Annotated in this window: 14 protein-coding genes and 2 tRNA genes; 6 read left to right on the top strand and 10 right to left on the bottom strand. The window is 61.8% G+C overall.

What is annotated here, in order from left to right:
- Nucleotides 1-3 precede the first annotated feature (3 nt).
- Together GLL_RS06435 and GLL_RS06430 are read right to left on the bottom strand one after the other, a co-directional pair.
- Nucleotides 4-2,145, bottom strand: coding sequence for a PAS domain-containing sensor histidine kinase (locus GLL_RS06435; protein ID WP_011141239.1), 2,142 nt, complete (start codon nucleotides 2,143-2,145; stop codon nucleotides 4-6).
- Between the two features lie 149 nt (nucleotides 2,146-2,294).
- Entirely contained in the window at nucleotides 2,295-3,389 is a 1,095-nt protein-coding gene (locus GLL_RS06430; RefSeq protein ID WP_164928723.1) for a branched-chain amino acid ABC transporter permease, read from the bottom strand.
- Between the two features lie 89 nt (nucleotides 3,390-3,478).
- Between GLL_RS06430 and GLL_RS06425 the strand changes: the two genes are divergently transcribed.
- The 3 genes from GLL_RS06425 to GLL_RS06415 all read left to right on the top strand — a co-directional run bounded on the left by GLL_RS06425 (nucleotide 3,479) and on the right by GLL_RS06415 (nucleotide 6,518).
- Nucleotides 3,479-3,552, top strand: a tRNA-Val gene (locus GLL_RS06425).
- A gap of 1,646 nt (nucleotides 3,553-5,198) precedes the next feature.
- On the top strand, nucleotides 5,199-6,110 hold the full coding sequence (locus GLL_RS06420; protein WP_164928722.1) for a BPSS1187 family protein: 912 nt from the start codon (nucleotides 5,199-5,201) through the stop codon (nucleotides 6,108-6,110).
- Between the two features lie 60 nt (nucleotides 6,111-6,170).
- On the top strand, nucleotides 6,171-6,518 hold the full coding sequence (locus tag GLL_RS06415) for a hypothetical protein (protein ID WP_011141236.1): 348 nt from the start codon (nucleotides 6,171-6,173) through the stop codon (nucleotides 6,516-6,518).
- A gap of 23 nt (nucleotides 6,519-6,541) precedes the next feature.
- Here the strand turns inward: GLL_RS06415 and GLL_RS06410 are convergent.
- The 7 genes from GLL_RS06410 to GLL_RS06380 all read right to left on the bottom strand — a co-directional run bounded on the left by GLL_RS06410 (nucleotide 6,542) and on the right by GLL_RS06380 (nucleotide 13,181).
- Nucleotides 6,542-6,613, bottom strand: a tRNA-Thr gene (locus tag GLL_RS06410).
- A 576-nt stretch (nucleotides 6,614-7,189) separates the two neighbouring features.
- Entirely contained in the window at nucleotides 7,190-8,011 is an 822-nt protein-coding gene (locus GLL_RS06405; RefSeq protein ID WP_011141235.1) for an acyl-CoA desaturase, read from the bottom strand.
- A 41-nt stretch (nucleotides 8,012-8,052) separates the two neighbouring features.
- Nucleotides 8,053-9,579, bottom strand: coding sequence for a uroporphyrinogen-III C-methyltransferase (gene cobA, locus GLL_RS06400; RefSeq protein ID WP_011141234.1), 1,527 nt, complete (start codon nucleotides 9,577-9,579; stop codon nucleotides 8,053-8,055).
- Nucleotides 9,579-10,710, bottom strand: a protein-coding gene (gene prfB, locus GLL_RS06395; protein WP_164929606.1) for a peptide chain release factor 2 whose coding sequence is annotated in 2 segments (ribosomal slippage) — nucleotides 9,579-10,610 and nucleotides 10,612-10,710 — 1,131 coding nt in all. Because the reading frame shifts where the segments join, the coding sequence is not laid out codon by codon here. Before prfB ends, cobA begins: the two co-directional genes overlap by 1 nt.
- A 119-nt stretch (nucleotides 10,711-10,829) precedes the next feature.
- Nucleotides 10,830-11,435: a hypothetical protein gene (locus tag GLL_RS06390; protein ID WP_011141231.1), complete on the bottom strand. Its 606-nt coding sequence runs from the start codon at nucleotides 11,433-11,435 to the stop codon at nucleotides 10,830-10,832.
- Between the two features lie 20 nt (nucleotides 11,436-11,455).
- On the bottom strand, nucleotides 11,456-12,277 hold the full coding sequence (locus GLL_RS06385; RefSeq protein WP_164928721.1) for a sigma-70 family RNA polymerase sigma factor: 822 nt from the start codon (nucleotides 12,275-12,277) through the stop codon (nucleotides 11,456-11,458).
- A gap of 523 nt (nucleotides 12,278-12,800) precedes the next feature.
- Entirely contained in the window at nucleotides 12,801-13,181 is a 381-nt protein-coding gene (locus tag GLL_RS06380) for a winged helix-turn-helix transcriptional regulator (protein ID WP_011141229.1), read from the bottom strand.
- A gap of 94 nt (nucleotides 13,182-13,275) precedes the next feature.
- Here GLL_RS06380 and GLL_RS06375 point away from each other — a divergent pair, with 94 nt between their 5' ends.
- Nucleotides 13,276-14,025, top strand: a complete 750-nt coding sequence (locus tag GLL_RS06375; protein WP_011141228.1) for an SDR family oxidoreductase — start codon at nucleotides 13,276-13,278, stop codon at nucleotides 14,023-14,025.
- A 116-nt stretch (nucleotides 14,026-14,141) separates the two neighbouring features.
- Here the strand turns inward: GLL_RS06375 and GLL_RS06370 are convergent, their stop codons facing one another.
- Nucleotides 14,142-15,227: a Get3/ArsA fold putative tail anchor-mediating ATPase NosAFP gene (locus tag GLL_RS06370; RefSeq protein ID WP_011141227.1), complete on the bottom strand. Its 1,086-nt coding sequence runs from the start codon at nucleotides 15,225-15,227 to the stop codon at nucleotides 14,142-14,144.
- 64 nt (nucleotides 15,228-15,291) lie between these two features.
- On the opposite strand from GLL_RS06370, the gene GLL_RS06365 reads away from it, so the two are divergent.
- Nucleotides 15,292-16,809, top strand: a complete 1,518-nt coding sequence (locus GLL_RS06365) for a hydantoinase B/oxoprolinase family protein (RefSeq protein WP_011141226.1) — start codon at nucleotides 15,292-15,294, stop codon at nucleotides 16,807-16,809.
- 135 nt (nucleotides 16,810-16,944) lie between these two features.
- The gene (locus GLL_RS06360; protein WP_011141225.1) at nucleotides 16,945-17,904 is read left to right on the top strand and encodes a branched-chain amino acid transaminase; all 960 of its coding nucleotides are present in this window, start codon (nucleotides 16,945-16,947) and stop codon (nucleotides 17,902-17,904) included.
- Nucleotides 17,905-18,093 lie beyond the last annotated feature (189 nt).

Genomic DNA, 18,093 nt, shown 5'->3' with positions numbered 1-18,093 from the left:
CCGTTAAGCTGTCGGTTCACAGGTATAGAGCGGCAACTCGACGCAAAAAGTGGTGCCCTGACCGACGCCGTCGCTCTGGGCGCTTACCGCGCCGCCGTGCAATTCCACGATGTGCCGCACGATGGCGAGACCCAGCCCCAGGCCGCTGTGCTTGCGGGTACTGGTGCCGTCCGCCTGGCGAAAGCGCTCAAAGACGTAGGGCAAGAAGTCGGGGCTGATGCCGATACCCGAGTCGCTCACGCGGATGAGAAGCGTGCGGTCGCCGCGGCACAGATCGATCACCACCCGGCCGCCCTCGGGGGTAAATTTGATCGCGTTGGTGAGCAAATTCCAGACCACCTGCTGCATCCGGGTCGGGTCTGCCACCGCCGTCGCCCCATCGTCGAGCCGGCCCGACAGGCAGATGCCCTTGAGCTCGGCCGGGGAGCGCACCGCTTCGATGGCAGCAGCCACCACGGGCAACAGGTCGACCGCACGCAACTCGACGCGCATCTTGCCCGAGATGATGCGCGACACATCGAGCACATCGTCGATGAGTTGCGCCTGCAGGCGACCGTTGCGCTCGATAGTCTCAAGCGCCCGGTAGTCTGCCGCACTCAGACCGCTTTTGCGGCGCAAAAGCTGAGCAAAACCGATGATCGGGTTGAGGGGAGTGCGCAACTCGTGGCTGAGCACCGCCAGAAACTCGTCTTTGGCGCGGTTGGCGGCTTCCGCTTCGCGGCGGGCTTGCTCTGCAAGGGCGCGGGCGGTCTGCTCCGCCTCGAATAGCCGGGCGTTCTCGATCGCCACCGAGGCCATCTGAGCCAACTGCACCACGATCGCCTCGTCCTCGGCGGTAAATTCCTCCTCGCACTTGTCCGAAAGCTGGATAAGCCCGATATTGCGCCCGTCCCGGGCCACCAGGGGGGCCGCAAGCCAACCGCGCAGCGGCGGGTGTTCCGTATCGGCGTTGCCGAAGGTCCGCCAGTGCGGGTGTGCATCCAGTTGCGCCTGGTTCAGGCGCATCGGCCGATTGGTGTCGCACACGCGCGCGTAGATGGCCGCTCCGTTCGGTCGGCCGCGAAAATCGCGCCAGGCGGCGTACTTTTCTGAGAGATAGACCGCATTGATTGCCCGGCCCCAGTCGGCGTCGATGGTCATGCTTGTCACCGCTTGGTGGGTGCCGATGATCGCACTGGCCTGGAAGGTGATCACCTCCACCACTTCCTCCACCGAAAGGGCCAGGTTGATGGCGAGCGACGCTTCTGAGAGTTTTTTGAGGCGCGCCGCGTACTGCTGCTGGTGCGCGATGAGCCGCTCGCGCTCCTCCTGGGCGGTTTTTTGATCCTGCATGTCGGTGCAGGTGCCAAACCAGCGGACAATCCGGCCGCCGGCGTCGCGGACCGGCCTGCCCCGGGTCTTAAACCAGCGGTAGGAGCCGTCCGCCGCCCGCAAACGGTACTCCAGATCATAAATTGCGCGATCGGCCACCGCCGCCAGCCAGCAGGCGCTCGCCCGAGGGCGGTCCTCGGGATGGACGGCCGCCAGCCAGCCCATACCCAACTGTTCGGCCTCCGGGATGCCCGTGTAATGGACCCACTGCTGACTGAGATAGTCGCACCGGCCGTCGGCGGTCGTCGTCCACACCAGTTGCGGGATCGCCTCGATGAGCAACCGGTAGCGCTCTTCGCTCTGCTCGGCGGTGGCAAGGGCCTGCCGCCGCCGCTCCAGCAGTTGTTCGCGTTCGTGCTGGGCGCGCTTGCGCTCGCCGATGTCGCGGGCCAGGACATGGGCGGCGGGTTTGCCCTGGTAGGTCATCGCCGAGGCGAGCACTTCGACTTCGACCACCGTGCCGTCCAGGCGCAAAAACCGTTCCTCCAGCAGCGGCACCGCCGTACCGGCCTGCAGCAGTTCCATACGCCGCCTGACCGCCTCGCGATCGCACGGATGAATCAGTTCGAGTACCGGCTTACCGACGATCTGTGCGGACGTCTCTGCACCCAGCAGCCGGCCCCCGGCCCCGTTGATGAAGACGACTTTGCCCTCGCACTGCACGAAAATCGCGTCGGGGGACAGTTCGACCAACTGCCGGTAGCGCAATTCGCTTTGCTCAAGCGCCCGCCGGTGCCCCCCGTCGGTTCCGTTGTCCACCAGCAATTCGTCCATTCGACCTTTCCAAGTGATCGCGGCAGCCGGTCTCAGGTTGCCCGCACCGAACGGTCATAGCAAAAAAAGGCCGACCAGGCAATCGCTCGGCCTTCTTCGGGCAAGCAAGCCGACCTGACATGTTCAGAGAACTTTGGTGGCGCGAACGATCAAACTTTTTCGGGCACATTCTCGCCCAGAAGCCCCGAGGGGCGAAGCAAAAGCACACCGACCAGCACTATAAACGCAAATACGTCTTTCCATTCACTCGAAATATAGCCCGACCCCAGTGATTCGAGCAACCCGAGCAACAGCCCTCCCAACACCGCCCCAGGAATGTTGCCGATTCCTCCCAAGACCGCGGCGGTGAACGCCTTGAGACCGGCCTGGAAGCCGATGAAAAAATTGATCGATTTAAAGAATATGCCGAACAGAACCCCTGCTACCGCCGCCAGGCTGGAGCCGAGGACAAAGACGATGACGATGATCAGGCGGGTGTTGATGCCCATCAACTGGGCCGCCTCGATGTCCTGGGCCGTGGCGCGCATCGCCTTGCCCAAGCGCGTGCTCTGCACCAGCCAGGTGAGCAAGACCATCGCCGTAACGCTCACCCCCACCGTCAGTATTTGCGGCGCGGTAATCTGCACCCCCGCCAGCGTAAAGCTCCACGCCGGCAGCACCTCGGGCAGGATCCGATCGCGGCTGCCGACGATGAGGCGCATGGCGTTCTGCAGCAAAATCGAGGCCCCCAGCGCCGTGATCAGCAGCGACAGGCGCGGCGTCTTGCGCGCCGGACCGCTGCGGCCAAGGTAAGCAAAAAGCCCCCAAAACGCGGCGGCGGCCCCCAGACCCACCGCCGGCCCCAACCACCACTCCGCCTGGGATAGGCCGCCTTTGAGCTGATGGTACAGCCACCAGATGCCGCTGCCGCTTGCCGCGATCACGCCCAGTTCCACCGCCCCGAGCGGTTTCGCTTCGCTCAGGAGCGGCCGGTAGGCGAGGCGTTCAAGCCCCATACCCAGCAGCGAGCAGACGGCCATCGCACACAGCAGAGCCGCAAGCAGCAGCAACCACCAGGGCAACCCTGCGCCGCCCAGCACCACGAACACCCCCAGGGCGACGAAAGCTCCAACCATGAACACTTCGCCGTGGGCAAAATTGATCAGTTCCAGGATGCCGTAAACCATCGTGTAGCCCAGGGCGATGAGGGCGTACACACTGCCAAGGGTGATGCCGTTGACCAGCTGCTGAACCAGTTCTTGCAAAGCAAACCTCAAAGCGCGGCGAACACACCAAAGCGTACCACCGCCCGTCCCAAAGTGGGATGGATGCTCTATCATGGTGTTTGCCTTACGGACGCGTAGCTCAGCTGGCTAGAGCGCCACGTTGACATCGTGGAGGTCGGGGGTTCGAGCCCCTCCGCGTCCATGGCTTCGGCACCGTTTTATCCGCTAGCAGCCCCCCGGACCCCTGGCGGGAACAAGGCGAGCTTCGCAGGTTGAGCTTTGCTGGGAACCAGAGCGGCCAGAGCCTCGGGCAAGTCCGCCAACAGGTCGTCGGGGCGGGCGTACGGGCCTTGGGGCGACGAGCCGTCGCCGGTGTGCCAGTACCATCCGGCCTCAGCATCACCGACACTCTCCCCTGGCCAGTAAGCAATATACAAATCAACCACAATAAATTCTCCTGGTCGGGTTGCTATCCCTCTTTAGGTTTGTGCCGACTAGTCTATGCAGACGTCTCGCTCACTGCATTGCAGTACGTAGATAACAACTGCAAAATGCTCACCTGCAGGTGCGTAGATAGCGCAGCACGATAGGGAAAAGTACCACATCAACTCGGCGTGAATGCGGCCAATTCCGCTGTCGCTGGGGACCTGAAGGTGTAATATACGGAAGCGCCTCTCCTGAGTTCCAGCAGCTCGGTCCGGGAAGATGGCGCCAAAGAGTTTGTCTCCCTTCCCAGGCGTCTTGAAGGCTCTGCATTTGCCACGTTGAGAGCGTGGAAGTCAGAAGTCCACAGATCCCTTCGCGCATGTCGCTCCCCTTCGCACAGCACCTTGTTCTATGCGAAGCCTGCTGTTATTTGGGTCGGGCCAGGCTTGCGAATCAGGGATTAGGTGTATTCCTGGTTCAGGTCAGAACATGCTGGACTTGACAGCTGTTGATTTCCTAAGAACAGATAGCATCCTCAACCGTTACAATACTGTACAATTCCCAAAAAAGTCGGCGAGGAAAACTATCTGCAAGTATAACGAAAATACTACTTTAGTGAGATTTTGTGATAATATTTTTGTGGATCCAGGTTGACGATTTCAAGAGAAATATCTTCGGCGGTGAGCAATTACGCTAATGTCGACTCCCTCCAAGGCGCCCGAAGGCTCAGTAAATTAACTCAAGCAAGTCCATTCATGATACGTATATGACTAGCGCAAAAGCTTGGGCCGAGGATTTAGCTCTTGAACGACGAATCATAGATTGCTCTCTCATCAAAAATTGCCGGAACAAATGTAGTTGACAAACCCAGCAGCCTCTTAGCGCGTGAACAAAATAGTATAACAACTATGTTTCGTAAAGCTCGGTAGTGCAACCATAGTAATAGATCAGCGCTAAAAAATGCAATTATGATTTTAAGCAATATGCTCTTTGCGTGCGGAGGTCTTTCAACAATTTGCAATAAATAAAATTTGTTTGAATTACCGTTAATTCACTGGCTCAAATGTCGAATATCTCCTCTACTACAACTCTATAGGGATACTATTGTTTCCAAGTAAAGATGCTCAAGGCTAATCGATCAGGCGACCTTCGGCATTGCATATTTCCTGGTGTATCTCTCAAGAAAGCTTGAAAATTTCCCCCTGAAGTGCACCAGCAAGATCCCCCGTTCATGGGAGATTAGCTACTGATTTCCCTGGTGGTCGCCGGATTGTGATAATAATTTCTCGGGTGCAAGTGTCCAAAGAAAATTACTGGTGGTGTATGGAGAAATATATGAAGAAGGCTTGCTTGGGTTTCGGACTTTTCTGCACTGTTTTGCCACTATGCTTTACATCAGCCGTCCTGGCCGGAGAAAGTGCCGTGTGTCCGTCCCAGACCTATCAGCAGCGCGATCTGGCGGGAGGCATCGCTTGTGCCATCCAGCCGAGCCGCACCGATTCGGCCGTCACCGATCTCGACTCGAGCGGTAGAGGGTTTGGTTATCACGTGATCGGCGTACCGAGCGATCCGACTAAGATCAAGGGCACATTTATGTACCTGGGGGGCTCGGGCGATCGGCCGTTTGATCCGAACGGCGATCGCTACTCGAATCTGGAGATTATCGAAAACGGTATTGCCCTGGGCTACATGGTCATCCAACTGGCCCACGCCAACACTGACCCGGTGGGCATCCTCTGCGGCAACAACGACGCCTGCTACGGGGCGACGCGCCAGGAGATCATCTACGGCACGTCCTCTTCTTCGGCGGTGAGCGTCAATACCGCCAACAGCATCATGAATCGCCTGAGCGCACTCTCGCGCTTTCTCAAGAGCAATTATTCGCTGAGCTATTTATTGCCCGCCGCGATCAGCGGCACCAAGGTGAACTGGCCGAAGATGCGCCTGGGGGGGAGCAGCCAGGGGGGCGGTCACGCCGGCTTTATCGCGCGGGACAACGCCTCGGAGCGGGTGTGCTTTCTCTCCTCGCCGGTGGACACAGTGACGGTCTCCAGCGACGCCTCCGGCTCGCGGCAAACCGTCTCCGCCGCCTGGGTGACCAGCACCACCTGGAAGACACCCACTTCTCAGTTGCGGGGGGTCGCCCACGAGGACGACGATTATTTCGCGAGCATCACCACCAACTACAAAACCCTCGGCATGAAAGAATCGACCAGCGAGACCAACCCCAACAACAACTGGGTGCGCATTACTGTTAGTGCCGGCAATCCTCACACCGCCCCCGGCCGCGACGGCAATCTCGCCTACGCGCGCGAGTGGTCCTGCTTCAAGTGAGAGGGCACGCCCGCGACCCGGCGGCTACACTTGGACTGCAAATTACTCGATGCGATATTTATGAGCGGTCTTCGTGGTTCTCTTCCTTTGCTGATCCTGGTGGGTGTGGTGGTGGTGGTAATTGGCTCGGGCATTTTCCTGCTCACCGCCGGCCGGGGGCTCGGGCAATTTCTGTTCGGCAGGGCCTACGCGGAGGGCGAGCTGCGCGGCTACGCGGCCTCAGTGCTCAAAGAAGAACTGCGCGGCTCCAGCTGCCAGCCCTTTGACACCGACAACAACGGCTACGTTTCCTGCGATTTCACCGTGGCCAGCCAGCCCAACGTCACTCGCTCGCTCGAATGCGCCGCCTGGGGCTTCGAGGGCCTCATCAACCGCGGCTGCCGCACCCGGTTGCCCAACTTCCAATAAGTAAGGCCGATTTCTGTTTTTCAAGCTGGCGAGGGGATTCGAACCCCTAACCGACAGTTTACAAAACTGTTGCGCTACCGTTGCGCCACGCCAGCCCGTTCATCCACGCCAATCCAGCATACTTGAGCGCCTTGCAGCCGTGAAGCGCTCTGCACGATGTTTGCCGTTTTAGATGACTTGCGGGCGCAAGATTACTCTACGCCCAACCGCTTTGACTTCCAACCCCATCTGCGCTCAGAGCCGTCGCCAATCAGTTGAACCGCTCGGGCTCTCCCCATTTTGAGATCCTCCGGCTGTTGGCTTAGCCCGATAGTTTGTGGAGCGAGAGGCGGAACCCCCTTCGGGTTCCCCTCTCGCGCTCTCCAGCCTCCCCGCGCCGGGGGGGTGCCACCCCCCCCGGCACCCCCCGGACTTGTGGGCTCGGTGGGTTGGAGACCCGGTGGGTGGGATTGGTCTGCATTTCTAGCGCAGGCACGCTTTGCATGGCGACTGCGACGAGGAGGGTAGCCGGCAATAGGGAGCGGTTTCACGGACGCCAATCGGGCGGATCGATGTAATTCTCTTGATTGCCCGGTGAGAACATTGGCCCCCTCTACAGCAAACGCTCCGGGGGGCGTCGCATGGAAGTTGATTTGCACGGATTTCTCGCTTCTGGAGCGAACCCATCACGACTAAGAGGTCGGCAATTGGACGTTGCGGGCCAGGCCGAGCTTGCTGAGTATCCAGATCACACTCCAGGTGACGTCGATCTCCCACCAGGCAAGGCCGTGGCGGGCAGAGCGCGGCATGGCGTGGTGGTTGTTGTGCCAGCCTTCACCGTAGGCCAGGATCGCCGCCCACCAGAGGTTGGTGGAGTGGTCGTCGGTCTGGTGGCTGCGGTAGCCCCACTGGTGGCAGGCGGAATTGATCAGCCAGGTGCAGTGGAATACGACCACCAGCCGCACGAAGATGCCCCACAGCACGAACGGCCAGCCGCCCAACAGGTACAAAAGCGCTGCAAAGGCCAACTGGAGAGGGATCATATTGCGGTTGAGAAACCGGTGCACCGGGTCGCGGGCCAGATCCTTGGCGTAGCGCGAGTAGTGATCGAAGTTGAGCCGCTCCTCGGGCATGTAGAACATCCAGCCCCAGTGGCTCCACCAAAAACCTCGGTTCGAATCGTGCGGGTCGGCCTCGGTGTCGGAGTGGGCGTGGTGCAGGCGGTGGTGCGCCACCCAGAGGACGGGACCACCTTGCAGGCATAGAGTGCCGAGCAAGGCCAGGAAATATTCAAGCGGCTTGGGCACCGTGAAGCTGCGGTGGCTGAGCAGACGGTGAAAACCGAGGGTGATCCCCAGGCAGCCGAGCGCCCAGTGCAAAAAAATGGCCAGCGCCAGGGCCGACCACGAAAACTGCCACAGCGCCGCCAGGGCACCAAGGTGAATAAAGGCCATAAAACCGACGAAGACCCAGGAGATAGGCGTGGCCTGGGTGGCAGGGCTCTGGGCGGTCATATGCTCCACGGTAAAGTTTGTTTGCACACTTTCCCAGGATATCATTGTTCGTCTGTCGGCCCGGTCGCCCTGCCGGTGCCGAGATCGGCGACAATCGCCTGGGCGAGTCCATCGAGGGTAAAGACTTCGGCCTCGACGTCCACCCGCCCCAGTGTCTCGCGGCAGGCAGCACTGGTCTGCGGCCCGATCGAAGCAATACGCACTTTTCTCAGAAGCGATTCCAGCTCCTCGCCTTGGAGGAGGCGGGCAAAATGGCGCACGGTTTTGGCGCTGGCGAAGGTGGCACAGTCGATCCGGCCTGCGCGTAGAGCGGCGACGCAGCCCGGCTCGGCGCTATCCGGGCAGCCGGTAGCGTAGCCTGCGACCTCATCGACAAGAGCGCCCCAGCGGCGAAACTGCTCGGTGATCGTCTCGCGGCCTCCGGATTCGACCCGCACAAAGAGCACCCGCTCCCCATAGATCCCGGCGATGTCCGGAAAATCGGTAAGCAGTCCGTCGGAGACGTACTGACCCGGTACGAAGTCGCAGATCAGTCCATGGGTGCGGGCGGCCTGGGCAGTCTTGGGTCCGACGGCGGCGACGCGCACCCCGCCCAGGGCGCGCAGGTCGCGTCTGTGGTGGGTCAGACGCGCAAAGAACGCCTCCACGCCGTTGGCGGAGGTCAGCAACAGCCAGCGGTAGCCGGCCAGCTGGGCAATGGCCCGATCGAGCGGTTCCCAGCTGGTGGGCGCAGTGACTACCAGGGCGGGCATCTCCAGGACCGAGGCACCCAGTGCCTCCAGTTGGGCACTGAATCCCCCGGCTTGATCGGCCGCGCGGGTGACGAGGATGTGTTTTCCAAACAGCGCTCGGCGGTCAAACCAGTCGAAGCACTCGCGGCGGCGGACCACCGGTCCCACGACGATCACCGCCGGCTCGCCGGAGGGCGCAACCCGGCTTGCGATGTCTTCGAGGGTACCCACCACCGTGCGCTGCTCGGACCGCCCTGCCCAGAAGATCACCGCCACCGGCATCGCCGCCGGACGGCCGTAGTCCATCAGCTGCTCGGCGATCGCCTCGAGGTGGCGGGTGCCCATCAAGATGACGAGCGTGTCGATGTGGGCCAGATGCTGCCAGGGTAGGGTGCCGATATCGTGGCCACTCATCACGCAAAAGTGGCGGCCGAGGGCACGGTCGGTGAGCGGGATGCCGGCAAACGCGCAGGCGGCAAGGGCGGAACTCACCCCCGGCACGATCTCAAAGTTGCACCCGGCCGCCACCAGCGCTCCTAGTTCCGCCGCAGCGCGGCCAAAGACAAGCGGGTCGCCCGCCTTTAGCCGCACCACCCTACGGCCCGCCTGACAGTGGGTTACCAGCAGGCGGCCGATCTCGCCCTGGTCGGCTCCCGGCCGGCCGGCCCGCTTGCCGACATCGATGAGTTGGGCCGCACTAGCGAGTTTCAGCAAGTGCGGGTCTGCCAGATCGTCGTAGAGAACGACCTCGGCCTGCTCCAACAGCTCCCGGCCGCGGACGGTCAAATACTCGGCCCCGGCCGGTCCCGCCCCCACCAGATAGACCGTACCCGGCATCAGAGCTTGTGCTGCCGGCGCAAATAGCGCTCGATAAACGGCTCGATCTTGCCGTTCATCACACCGGTAACATCGGAGGTTTCCTCCTCAGTGCGCAGATCTTTGACCATCTGGTACGGATGAAAGACATAGGAGCGGATCTGGTTACCCCAGGCCGCATCCACCGCTTCGCCGCGAATGTCGCTCAAATGTTGCTGGCGCTTTTCTTCTTCGAGCACCAGCAGGCGGGCTTTAAGCATCTCCATCGCCTTATTGCGGTTTTGCAGCTGGGCGCGCTCCTGGGTGCAGCGCACCGAGATGCCGGTGGGTTTGTGGGTGACGCGTACCCCCGTTTCCACCTTGTTGACGTTCTGGCCGCCCTTCCCGCCGGAGCGGAACGTATCGATTTCGATGTCGTCGGGGCGGATATCCACCTGCACCGAGTCGTCGAGGACCGGCATCACCTCAACCCCTGCGAAGCTGGTCTGGCGCTTGTCGTTGGCGTTGAAGGGCGAGATGCGCACCAGGCGGTGGGTGCCTTTTTCGGCCGACAAATAGCCGTAGGCGTAGCGACCGTCGATCTCAAGGGTCGCCGATTTGACCCCCGCTTCTTCACCTTCCGACAGCTCCAACAGGTGCGCCTGGTAGCCCTGGCGCTCGGCCCAGCGGGTGTACATGCGCAAAAGCATCTCAGCCCAATCCTGGGCGTCGGTGCCCCCCGCCCCGGCGTTGATGCTGAGAATCGCCCCCCGCTCGTCGTAGGGGCCGCTCAGCAACTGCTCCAGTTCCCAGCGATCGAGTTCGCCCACGAGCGCTTCGATATTGCCTTCCGCCTCCGGCAGCAGCGACTCGTCACCGGTCTCCTGGACCAGTTCGAGTACCACCTCGGCGTCGGAGAGCAGGTTGCGCCAGCGGCCGAACTGCTCCAGGGGTTGCTTCAAGTTGTTGAGGTTCTGGAGGGCCTTTTGGGCCGCGGCTTGATCGTCCCAAAAATCAGGGGCGCTGGCCTGCTGCTCCAGGGCGGCAATGCGGATTTGGCGTTGGGCGACGTCAAAGATAGTCCTGGGTTTTACCCAGGCGCGCACTGAGTTCTTCGACCTGACGCTTGATCTGGGCGGCGTCGCGCCCGGCTTTGCTCTCGACGGTGTCCATTGCGGTGGCTCGCTGCTGGTGAACCGGCGGGTGCAGACACGCGTCTCCCACGCCGCCGGGGACCGGTTTGTCCCATTCGCTCATCGTAACTTAGCAAGCCGCCCTTGCCGTCTGCGGGATCACTGGCGGACGTTCACCTGGCGGGCGGCTGGGTCGAAGGTGACGGTAAACGGTTGCGGCGGGGCGGACCCGGTGCTCTCGAGGGCGCGAGCGAGCGCTTCGAGGGCCGCGCGGTCTATCTCGAGGCTGCCGGAAGATTGTTCGATCGCAAGCACCGGCGGCGCACCGGCCGGCGCCGGCCGACCGCTAACCACCAGATTGCCCCCGGCCTCGCCAAGTCCTCCGGCCGCAGGCTGCCATTGCTTTTGCAATTCGGCGGCGAGCACCTGGGCGAAGGGCCGGTTCGGATTGGGCAGCGTGTTGATGGGGGCATCGGCGGGAGCGCCCATCCGGTTGAGAGCGACCACGCCGGCCAGTCCTGCCGAGGCCACCAGCACTGCCGCCGCCGCTCCCCACCACTGCGGCAGGCGACGCGGGGCAGCGGCCGCCGGTGCCTGCTTTTTGAGCGTTTTTTCCCAGACCCGGTCGATTTCTGCCTCCAGATCCGCTTCTTCGGCGCGAAAAGCGGCCAGTTCCTGCCGGTAGTCGTAGGACTGGTTGGCGAGCAGTCGGGGCAGCTCGCGCTCGAGGCGGGCGTTCAATTTTTCGTCGTCGGCAGTAGACATAGGACAAGACCAGGGTAGGTTTAAGAGTCGGGCACGCAGTCGCGGAAGAACGTGGGACCGAGAACTTCGCGCAGGCGCTTGTAGGCCTGCTGCAACAACTGGGAGACGCGGGCGGTGCTGATGCCGGCCTCTTCGGCCAGTTCTTTGCGCGAACGGTTGGCAAAAAACAAACCCAAAACCACCAGGCGCTCGCCCGCAGTCAGGTGCACGAGGCTCTCGTGCAGCGCCTGACGGCAGGCCTCCTCCATACCCGCCAGCCGGGGCGCGGCGGCGATGTCGAAGTACTCCTCGTTCCCTTCGCCCGGCCGGATGGGGCAGTTCAGCGACAGGGCCGGCACCAGCCTCGGATCGCGCCGCAAAATCACCTTGCGGCCCACTCCGAGCATCTGGCGCATCTTGGCCAGTTCGGGGCGCACCTGGGAGTCTTCGAGCCCCTGCACCAGCCGACCGATGAGGTTGGTGGGCGGAGATGGAAAAGTCCCGGCCAGCCGCGACTGCAGCGCCGCGATGTAAGGTTCGAGCTTGATGGTGCGATAACCGATTTCCTCCAGGTGCTGTTTGAAGATGGGCCGTACACACTGGTACTTGACCCAACTTTCAAACGCACTTTTGGAGCTGTCGTAGGTGATCAATTTGTTTTCTACGCGCGAGAGGGTGACGTTGAGCAGATCGTCCAGCTCGACCAGGCTGTCCTCGGCGAGCATCTGCAGAAAAAACTGGCGAACGAGCGGCTCGCACAGTTTGAGGATACCGGCAAGCAGTGTCTTGGCTTTGAGGCTTTGGGCGCCGCCGGGTTCGACGGCCAGCCGTTGCCACTGGCGCACAAGGCGCTGACTTTGCAACCTTCTGCTTTGCGAAGTAGATCCGCTCACATCCGGTTGATCTGCATCTTTCAGTTGAGTGTTCTCCATGGTCCACTGCGAACTAGGTACAGGGCAAAAGCGTATTAAGTAGAGGAGAAAGACCAAAAGTCCGTTAGACTGATCGCTCGCAATACTAGTTTGACACCGAGTCGGCCATTTGGCCGCCGCACTTTTCGTGAAGATATCTCAAACGCCGAGCGGGCGAAGCCGTGCAGGTGACAGTTTTTGCGTGCGCGACGTCGGGATTTGAGATTCGAGATACGAATTTCTTTTCATGATGAACGTGTAAGTTTTCGAGTCCTCGCCCACCGGCGGCCATTGATGAAGGAAAAACCATAATCGATGCCCCAAATCTGAATTTGGGGAACGCAGTGGGTGCGGAGTGGCTGTTTGCCTACTACAATCTCACTTTTTGCAGTTTCCGAAGTCAACACGGTTTTGGGCTTCTTTCTGTAAGTACCATTACTGTTTATTGACACTTCTGGGTTGCAAGCCGTCACCGTTACCTCTTGAAGTGATAGGCGGAGTCGTCGGCATCCGGCAGATTACTCTGAGGAACCTGTGTTTCGGCAATATGCCTCAAGCCCCAAGCAATGATCGCTTTCAACACAGGACGCAAGCTTTTTCCCTTGTCGGTCAGTTGATAGTTCATTCGACGAGAATGATTACTGTAAGGCTGCTTTTCTGCTAGGCCTAAGTCATCAAGCAGTCTGAGGCGGTTTGCCAAAATATTCGTCGAGATTCCTTCAGGAGATTCCAAAAACTCCTCGAACCGTTGCTTTCCAAGGAACATCATGTCTCGGATAACAAGGAGCGTCCAGCGATCGCCGATCAAATCCAAGGTACAGGAGATAGGGCAGAAAGAGCGTCTTGGTTGGGTCATGGCTCGATGCCGTCGTTTGGTTACTTGCATTTTACAAGCTACTCCTGCTAAGCTGCGCACTAACTTGCAACTTAAAAGTCAAGAGGTAGAGCCCATGGGCGCGTTAAAAGACAAGAATGTCGTGGTGGTTGGTGGCAGTCGCGGCGTGGGCCGGATCATTGTCGAAGCGGCGATCGCTGAAGGTGCCTGCGTGCTCGCGGTGGCTCGGGGGCAGGAGGCGCTTGCTCAGTTGTCGCGTGAGGTGCCCGAGGCGGCTACGCTCGTTTGCGACGCAACCGAAGAGGGCGCTCCTGCGGTGGTGTTCGCGGCCCTCCAGCCTGATGTATTGGTGGTTTGCGCCGGAGCCATACCGCCAAGCACGCCCGTACAGGAGCAGAGCTGGATTGAGTTCTCGGTGAATTGGGAGGCGGACGTGAAAGCGTCGTTTCTATTTTGCAAAGCTGCCTTGCTCCAGCCGCTGGCACCGGGCGCATTGGTCATCCTGATTTCGAGCGGAGCGGGTCTGGGAGGGTCGCCGATTTCTGGGGGCTATGCCGGGTCGAAGCGGATGCAGATGTTTCTCGCCGGTTACACTCAGAAGGAATCGGATCGGCTCGCGCTCGGGCTGAGGTTTCTGGCGCTCGCGCCCGGTGGGATCATGCCGGACACCGGCGTCGGCGATGCGGCCGTCGCGGGCTACTCGCGCTATCTCGGTATATCGGCTTCGGATTTTGTGCGCAGGAGGGCTGATCCGCCGTCACCTGAGGATGTCGCGCGTGCGGTCATCGGTTTCGCAGATGCTAGCCGGACTGCCGACGGAGCTGCTTTCGTCGTCACAGGAAGCGGTGTAGCGCCGCTTCGGTGAGATACATCGTCGCAGGGCCGGGGAGGCGAGCCGACAGCTGAAGGCAGTTGCTTTTCGCAACTAATCCCCGAAGGACCGCACCTAGCGCTTGCACCCTGCGCACGATCGGCACAAACTTATCCAAACGAGACGATCAGGTAATTGTCCTGGAATTTGGCCCCGCTCGCCCTGAGCCCCCGGAAGCTCGCGGGCAGGATGAAGTTGCGGCGATGGTCGGCGGCACGCAGCGTCAGTTCGGGGCCGTACTGGTTGAGTTCGACCTGCTTTTTGCCGAAGCCCGGCAAAAAGATGCGCACGGTGCGCGCTTGTTCATCGACGACGAACGGTTTGGGAAAGCCCACTGGGTCAAGACCCGCGAGCCCTTCGACGCAGCCGATGAGATCGGTGAGTGACGCCTCGGGTATGGTGCGCACCGGCAGGGGGGCGAAGGCTTCTTTGCCGTCCGCTTCGCCGCGTATCAGCGCTCCCCCGACTCCCAGGCCCAACAGCTGGCTTGCTCCCCACAGCTGGCGGGCGACGGTGAGGGCGAGCGGATCGGCGGTGCTCACCAAAAAAAGCAGCAGGCGATTAGGGTTCTGCATCACCGACTTGCCCTCATCGAGGATGTCGGTAAAGCGGCCGGTGGTGGAGCGGACGTTCTCGGTGGAGATGTTGACGGTGAGAATGGCGCGGGCAATCGGTTCGAGAAACGGCGAGAGCACCTGGCCGATGGCCGATTTTTGAAAGGCTTCACCCAGGCGGCGGGTGTACCAGCTCAGCTGATCGGGTACAGCGAACATGCGCAGCTGCTCCTGCCCGGCAACGCCGTCAAAAAATAGATAGTCGTACTTGCCGCTCAGGTCGTAATCGCGCAGCGCCGACATGGCCAGAAATTGATCGAGTCCGGGCAGTGCCCCCAACTCTTGACCGTAGACCTCGCGAAAAAGAGGAATGCGCGAGTATTCTTCTTCGGCGGTGCGCAGCCGGTTCCAGTTGCGCTCCATCAGCGCGGTGGTGCTGAAGTGAACCGCCCACAAATGCGGTTCGACTTCGGTGGGCTCGCCCTCCAGGCGGGCGTCGAGCAACAGGCCAATCGTGCTCACCGTCTCCAGGCTGAGCACCAGCACCCGCTTGCCGCGGCGGGCCTCCGCCTGGGCCATCGCCAGGGTAAGAGTGCTCTTGCCCACCCCGCCTTTGCCCAACAGAGAAATCACGCGCGCCATAGCCTACCCCCGAAGTCCTGACCTATCGTATAGTTCATAGCCCGGCAACCGAAAGAGCGGCCCGATGGATGCGATCGAACTGGAAGTGATGGTCCATGCCCTTGCCGGCATTGCTGAGGAGATGATGGCGCGGCTGGTGCGCGCCGCTTACTCTTCGAATATCAAGGAGCGCCGCGACTGCTCGACGGCCCTTTTCGACGGGCGGGGCCGCCTGGTGGCGCAGGCGGCGGCGATCCCGGTGCACCTGGGGGCGCTCGGGGACGCAGTGGCGGCGGTGCGGGCGATGGACCCAAAGCCGGGGGAAATCTGGCTGTTGAACGACCCGTTCGCGGGCGGCTCGCACCTGCCGGATCTGACCCTGGTGACGGCGATTGCCTGGCTGGATCGGCCGCAGGAGCGATTGGGCTACGCCGTCTCCCGCGCTCACCACAGCGATGTGGGCGGCATGCGGCCGGGTTCGATGCCCGCCGACTCCACCGAGATTTTTCAAGAAGGACTGGTGATCCCGCCTACGCGCGTCGGTGCGGCGGGGGCGCTCGACGAAAATGTGCTCGGTTTGATTCTGGCCAACGTCCGCCAGCCTGCCCAGCGCCGGGGGGATCTGCGCGCCCAGATGGCGGCGGGTCAATTGGGGGCGGAGCGCTTCGCCCGGATGGGGAGCGATCTGGGAGCGGACAGGCTCGCGGGCGCCTTGGACGCGGTCATTGTCTACACCGAGCGGCGGGTGCGCGAGCGCATCGCTGCCCTTCCCGACGGCACCTATCGGGCCGTCGACTACCTCGAAGGCCCCGAGGGCGAGGAGATTGCGATCCAGGTGGCGGTGGAAATAGCCGGCGATGGGGTGCGCATCGATTTTGCGGGCACCGCGTCCCAGGTACTTTCCAACCTCAACGCGCCTGTCGCGGTCACCCGCTCGGCGGTGGCGTTTGCCTTGCGCGCCCTGCTCGATCCGCACCTGCCCGCCAACGACGGGGCGATGGCGCCGGTAGAACTGGTGCTGCCGGAGGGTTCTCTGGTGGCGGCGCGCTGGCCGGCGGCGGTGGTGGCGGGCAACGTCGAGACTTCCCAGCGCATCGCCGATGCGATCATCCTCGCCCTGGGCAGTGTCGCGGGCGGCCTTGCCCAGGGGCAGGGCACGATGAACAATCTGATCCTGGGCAACCGCCGCTTCAGCTACTACGAGACGATCGGGGGCGGCCAGGGGGCGAGTGCCTGCGGCGACGGCCTCGACGGGGTGCACGTCGGTATGAGCAACACCCTTAATACCCCCATCGAGGCGCTCGAACTGGAATTTCCGCTCACCGTCCGGCGCTACGAACTGCGCGAAGATTCGGGCGGGGCGGGCTTCTACCGCGGCGGCTGGGGGATCGTCCGCGAGGTGCAGGTGCACGAAGATTGCTCCCTTTCGCTATTGAGCGATCGCCGCACTCACGCTCCCCAGGGGGCGGCGGGCGGCGCGGCGGGCCGACCGGGCCGCAACCGGCTTAACGGTGAACCGCTTCCAGGCAAGACTTCGCGCGCGCTCAAGGCGGGGGATGTGATCACCGTCGAGACACCGGGGGGTGGCGGTTGGGGAGCATAGGGCTCTGTCCCCCCTCATGGCTGTGGTAAATTCTGCAAACGGTGTAACGAAATTGCGACACATCGTCCGGTCCGCCCTTGCAATTGGAGCACAATTGGAACGGCCAGGCTTCGTATCGATACCTCAAGGACCACCATGACCCAGCCATCTTCCGAACCCGTCATCTACCTGCGCGGTCGCTTCGTCCCGGACAGCGAGGCTTCTTTGAGCGTGCGCACCCATGCTTTTTTGTACGGCACCGCCGTCTTCGAGGGCATCAAGGCGTACTGGGCGCCCGAGCGCGAGACGATGTTCATCTTTCGCGCCGAGGAGCATTTTCGCAGGCTGGTGCAAAGCTGCCGCATCCTTCGCCTCAAGGCACCCCTGGATATCCGGCGGATGGTGGAGTTGAGTGCGGAGATTGTTGTGCGCAACGGCTGCCGCGAGGACACTTACTTGCGCCCGATTGTCTACAAAGCCGACCGGCGCATCGGTCCAATCCTGGAGATTCCCGATACGGTCGACGACTTTTGTCTGTTTACCGCCCCGATGAGCGCCTACCTGGATACGCACAAAGGTCTGCACGTCTGCGTCTCCTCCTGGCGCCGCATCGACGACAACATGATCCCGGCGCGCGCCAAGTGCAACGGCGCCTACGTCAACACCGCGCTGATCAAGACCGACGCCGCTCTGGCCGGTTTCGACGACGCCATCGCCCTATCGGATGACGGCCACGTCGCCGAAGGCAGTGCGATGAATTTGTTCCTGGTGCGCGACGGCCGACTGGTCACCCCAGCGGTGAGCAACAACATCCTCGAAGGGATCACCCGCGCCACGGTCATCGAACTAGCCCGGAAAGAACTGGGGATCCCAGTCGAATCGCGGCAGGTGGACCGTACTGAACTCTATGTTGCCGAGGAGATGTTCCTGTGCGGCACGGCCACCGAGGTGGCGGCGGTCACCCGCATCGACCACCGCGCCATCGGCGACGGCACCGTGGGACCGATCACCCGGGCGATTCAAGATCTCTTCGACCAGGCCATCCACGGCCGTCTGCCCGACTATATGCACTGGCTGACCCCCGCTGGCACCCCAGTGCTGAGCAGCCAGGACTGAGGCTTATCTGGGCGGTTCCCGGGGTTTGTGCTTTAGCCTCGGGAGCAACTTTGGAGACTCCCGCTCGGCGACCCGGATATTGGCGGTCGGCTCGCCGGGCACCGCGACGATGTCGGCGGATTTTCCCACTTCGAGTCCCTTTTTGGCGTCAGCGGCGCCTGCCTGATCGCGTGCTTGAATTTGGGCAAT

Origin of the sequence: Gloeobacter violaceus PCC 7421, from assembly GCF_000011385.1 — a bacterium.
Classification (GTDB): domain Bacteria; phylum Cyanobacteriota; class Cyanobacteriia; order Gloeobacterales; family Gloeobacteraceae; genus Gloeobacter; species Gloeobacter violaceus.
The sequence above is the reverse complement of the archived record's forward strand: the minus strand, read 5'-3'. Positions and strand labels throughout refer to the sequence as shown.

Excerpts from the sequence above, each read along its gene's own strand:
- GLL_RS06435 (WP_011141239.1), bottom strand. The coding sequence starts at position 2,145 with ATGGACGAATTGCTGGTGGACAACGGAACCGACGGGGGGCACCGGCGG.
- GLL_RS06415 (WP_011141236.1), top strand. The coding sequence starts at position 6,171 with ATGAGCGGTCTTCGTGGTTCTCTTCCTTTGCTGATCCTGGTGGGTGTG.
- GLL_RS06405 (WP_011141235.1), bottom strand. The coding sequence starts at position 8,011 with ATGACCGCCCAGAGCCCTGCCACCCAGGCCACGCCTATCTCCTGGGTC.
- cobA (WP_011141234.1), bottom strand. The coding sequence starts at position 9,579 with ATGCCGGGTACGGTCTATCTGGTGGGGGCGGGACCGGCCGGGGCCGAG.
- GLL_RS06390 (WP_011141231.1), bottom strand. The coding sequence starts at position 11,435 with ATGTCTACTGCCGACGACGAAAAATTGAACGCCCGCCTCGAGCGCGAG.
- GLL_RS06380 (WP_011141229.1), bottom strand. The coding sequence starts at position 13,181 with ATGACCCAACCAAGACGCTCTTTCTGCCCTATCTCCTGTACCTTGGAT.
- GLL_RS06375 (WP_011141228.1), top strand. The coding sequence starts at position 13,276 with ATGGGCGCGTTAAAAGACAAGAATGTCGTGGTGGTTGGTGGCAGTCGC.
- GLL_RS06370 (WP_011141227.1), bottom strand. The coding sequence starts at position 15,227 with ATGGCGCGCGTGATTTCTCTGTTGGGCAAAGGCGGGGTGGGCAAGAGC.
- GLL_RS06365 (WP_011141226.1), top strand. The coding sequence starts at position 15,292 with ATGGATGCGATCGAACTGGAAGTGATGGTCCATGCCCTTGCCGGCATT.
- GLL_RS06360 (WP_011141225.1), top strand. The coding sequence starts at position 16,945 with ATGACCCAGCCATCTTCCGAACCCGTCATCTACCTGCGCGGTCGCTTC.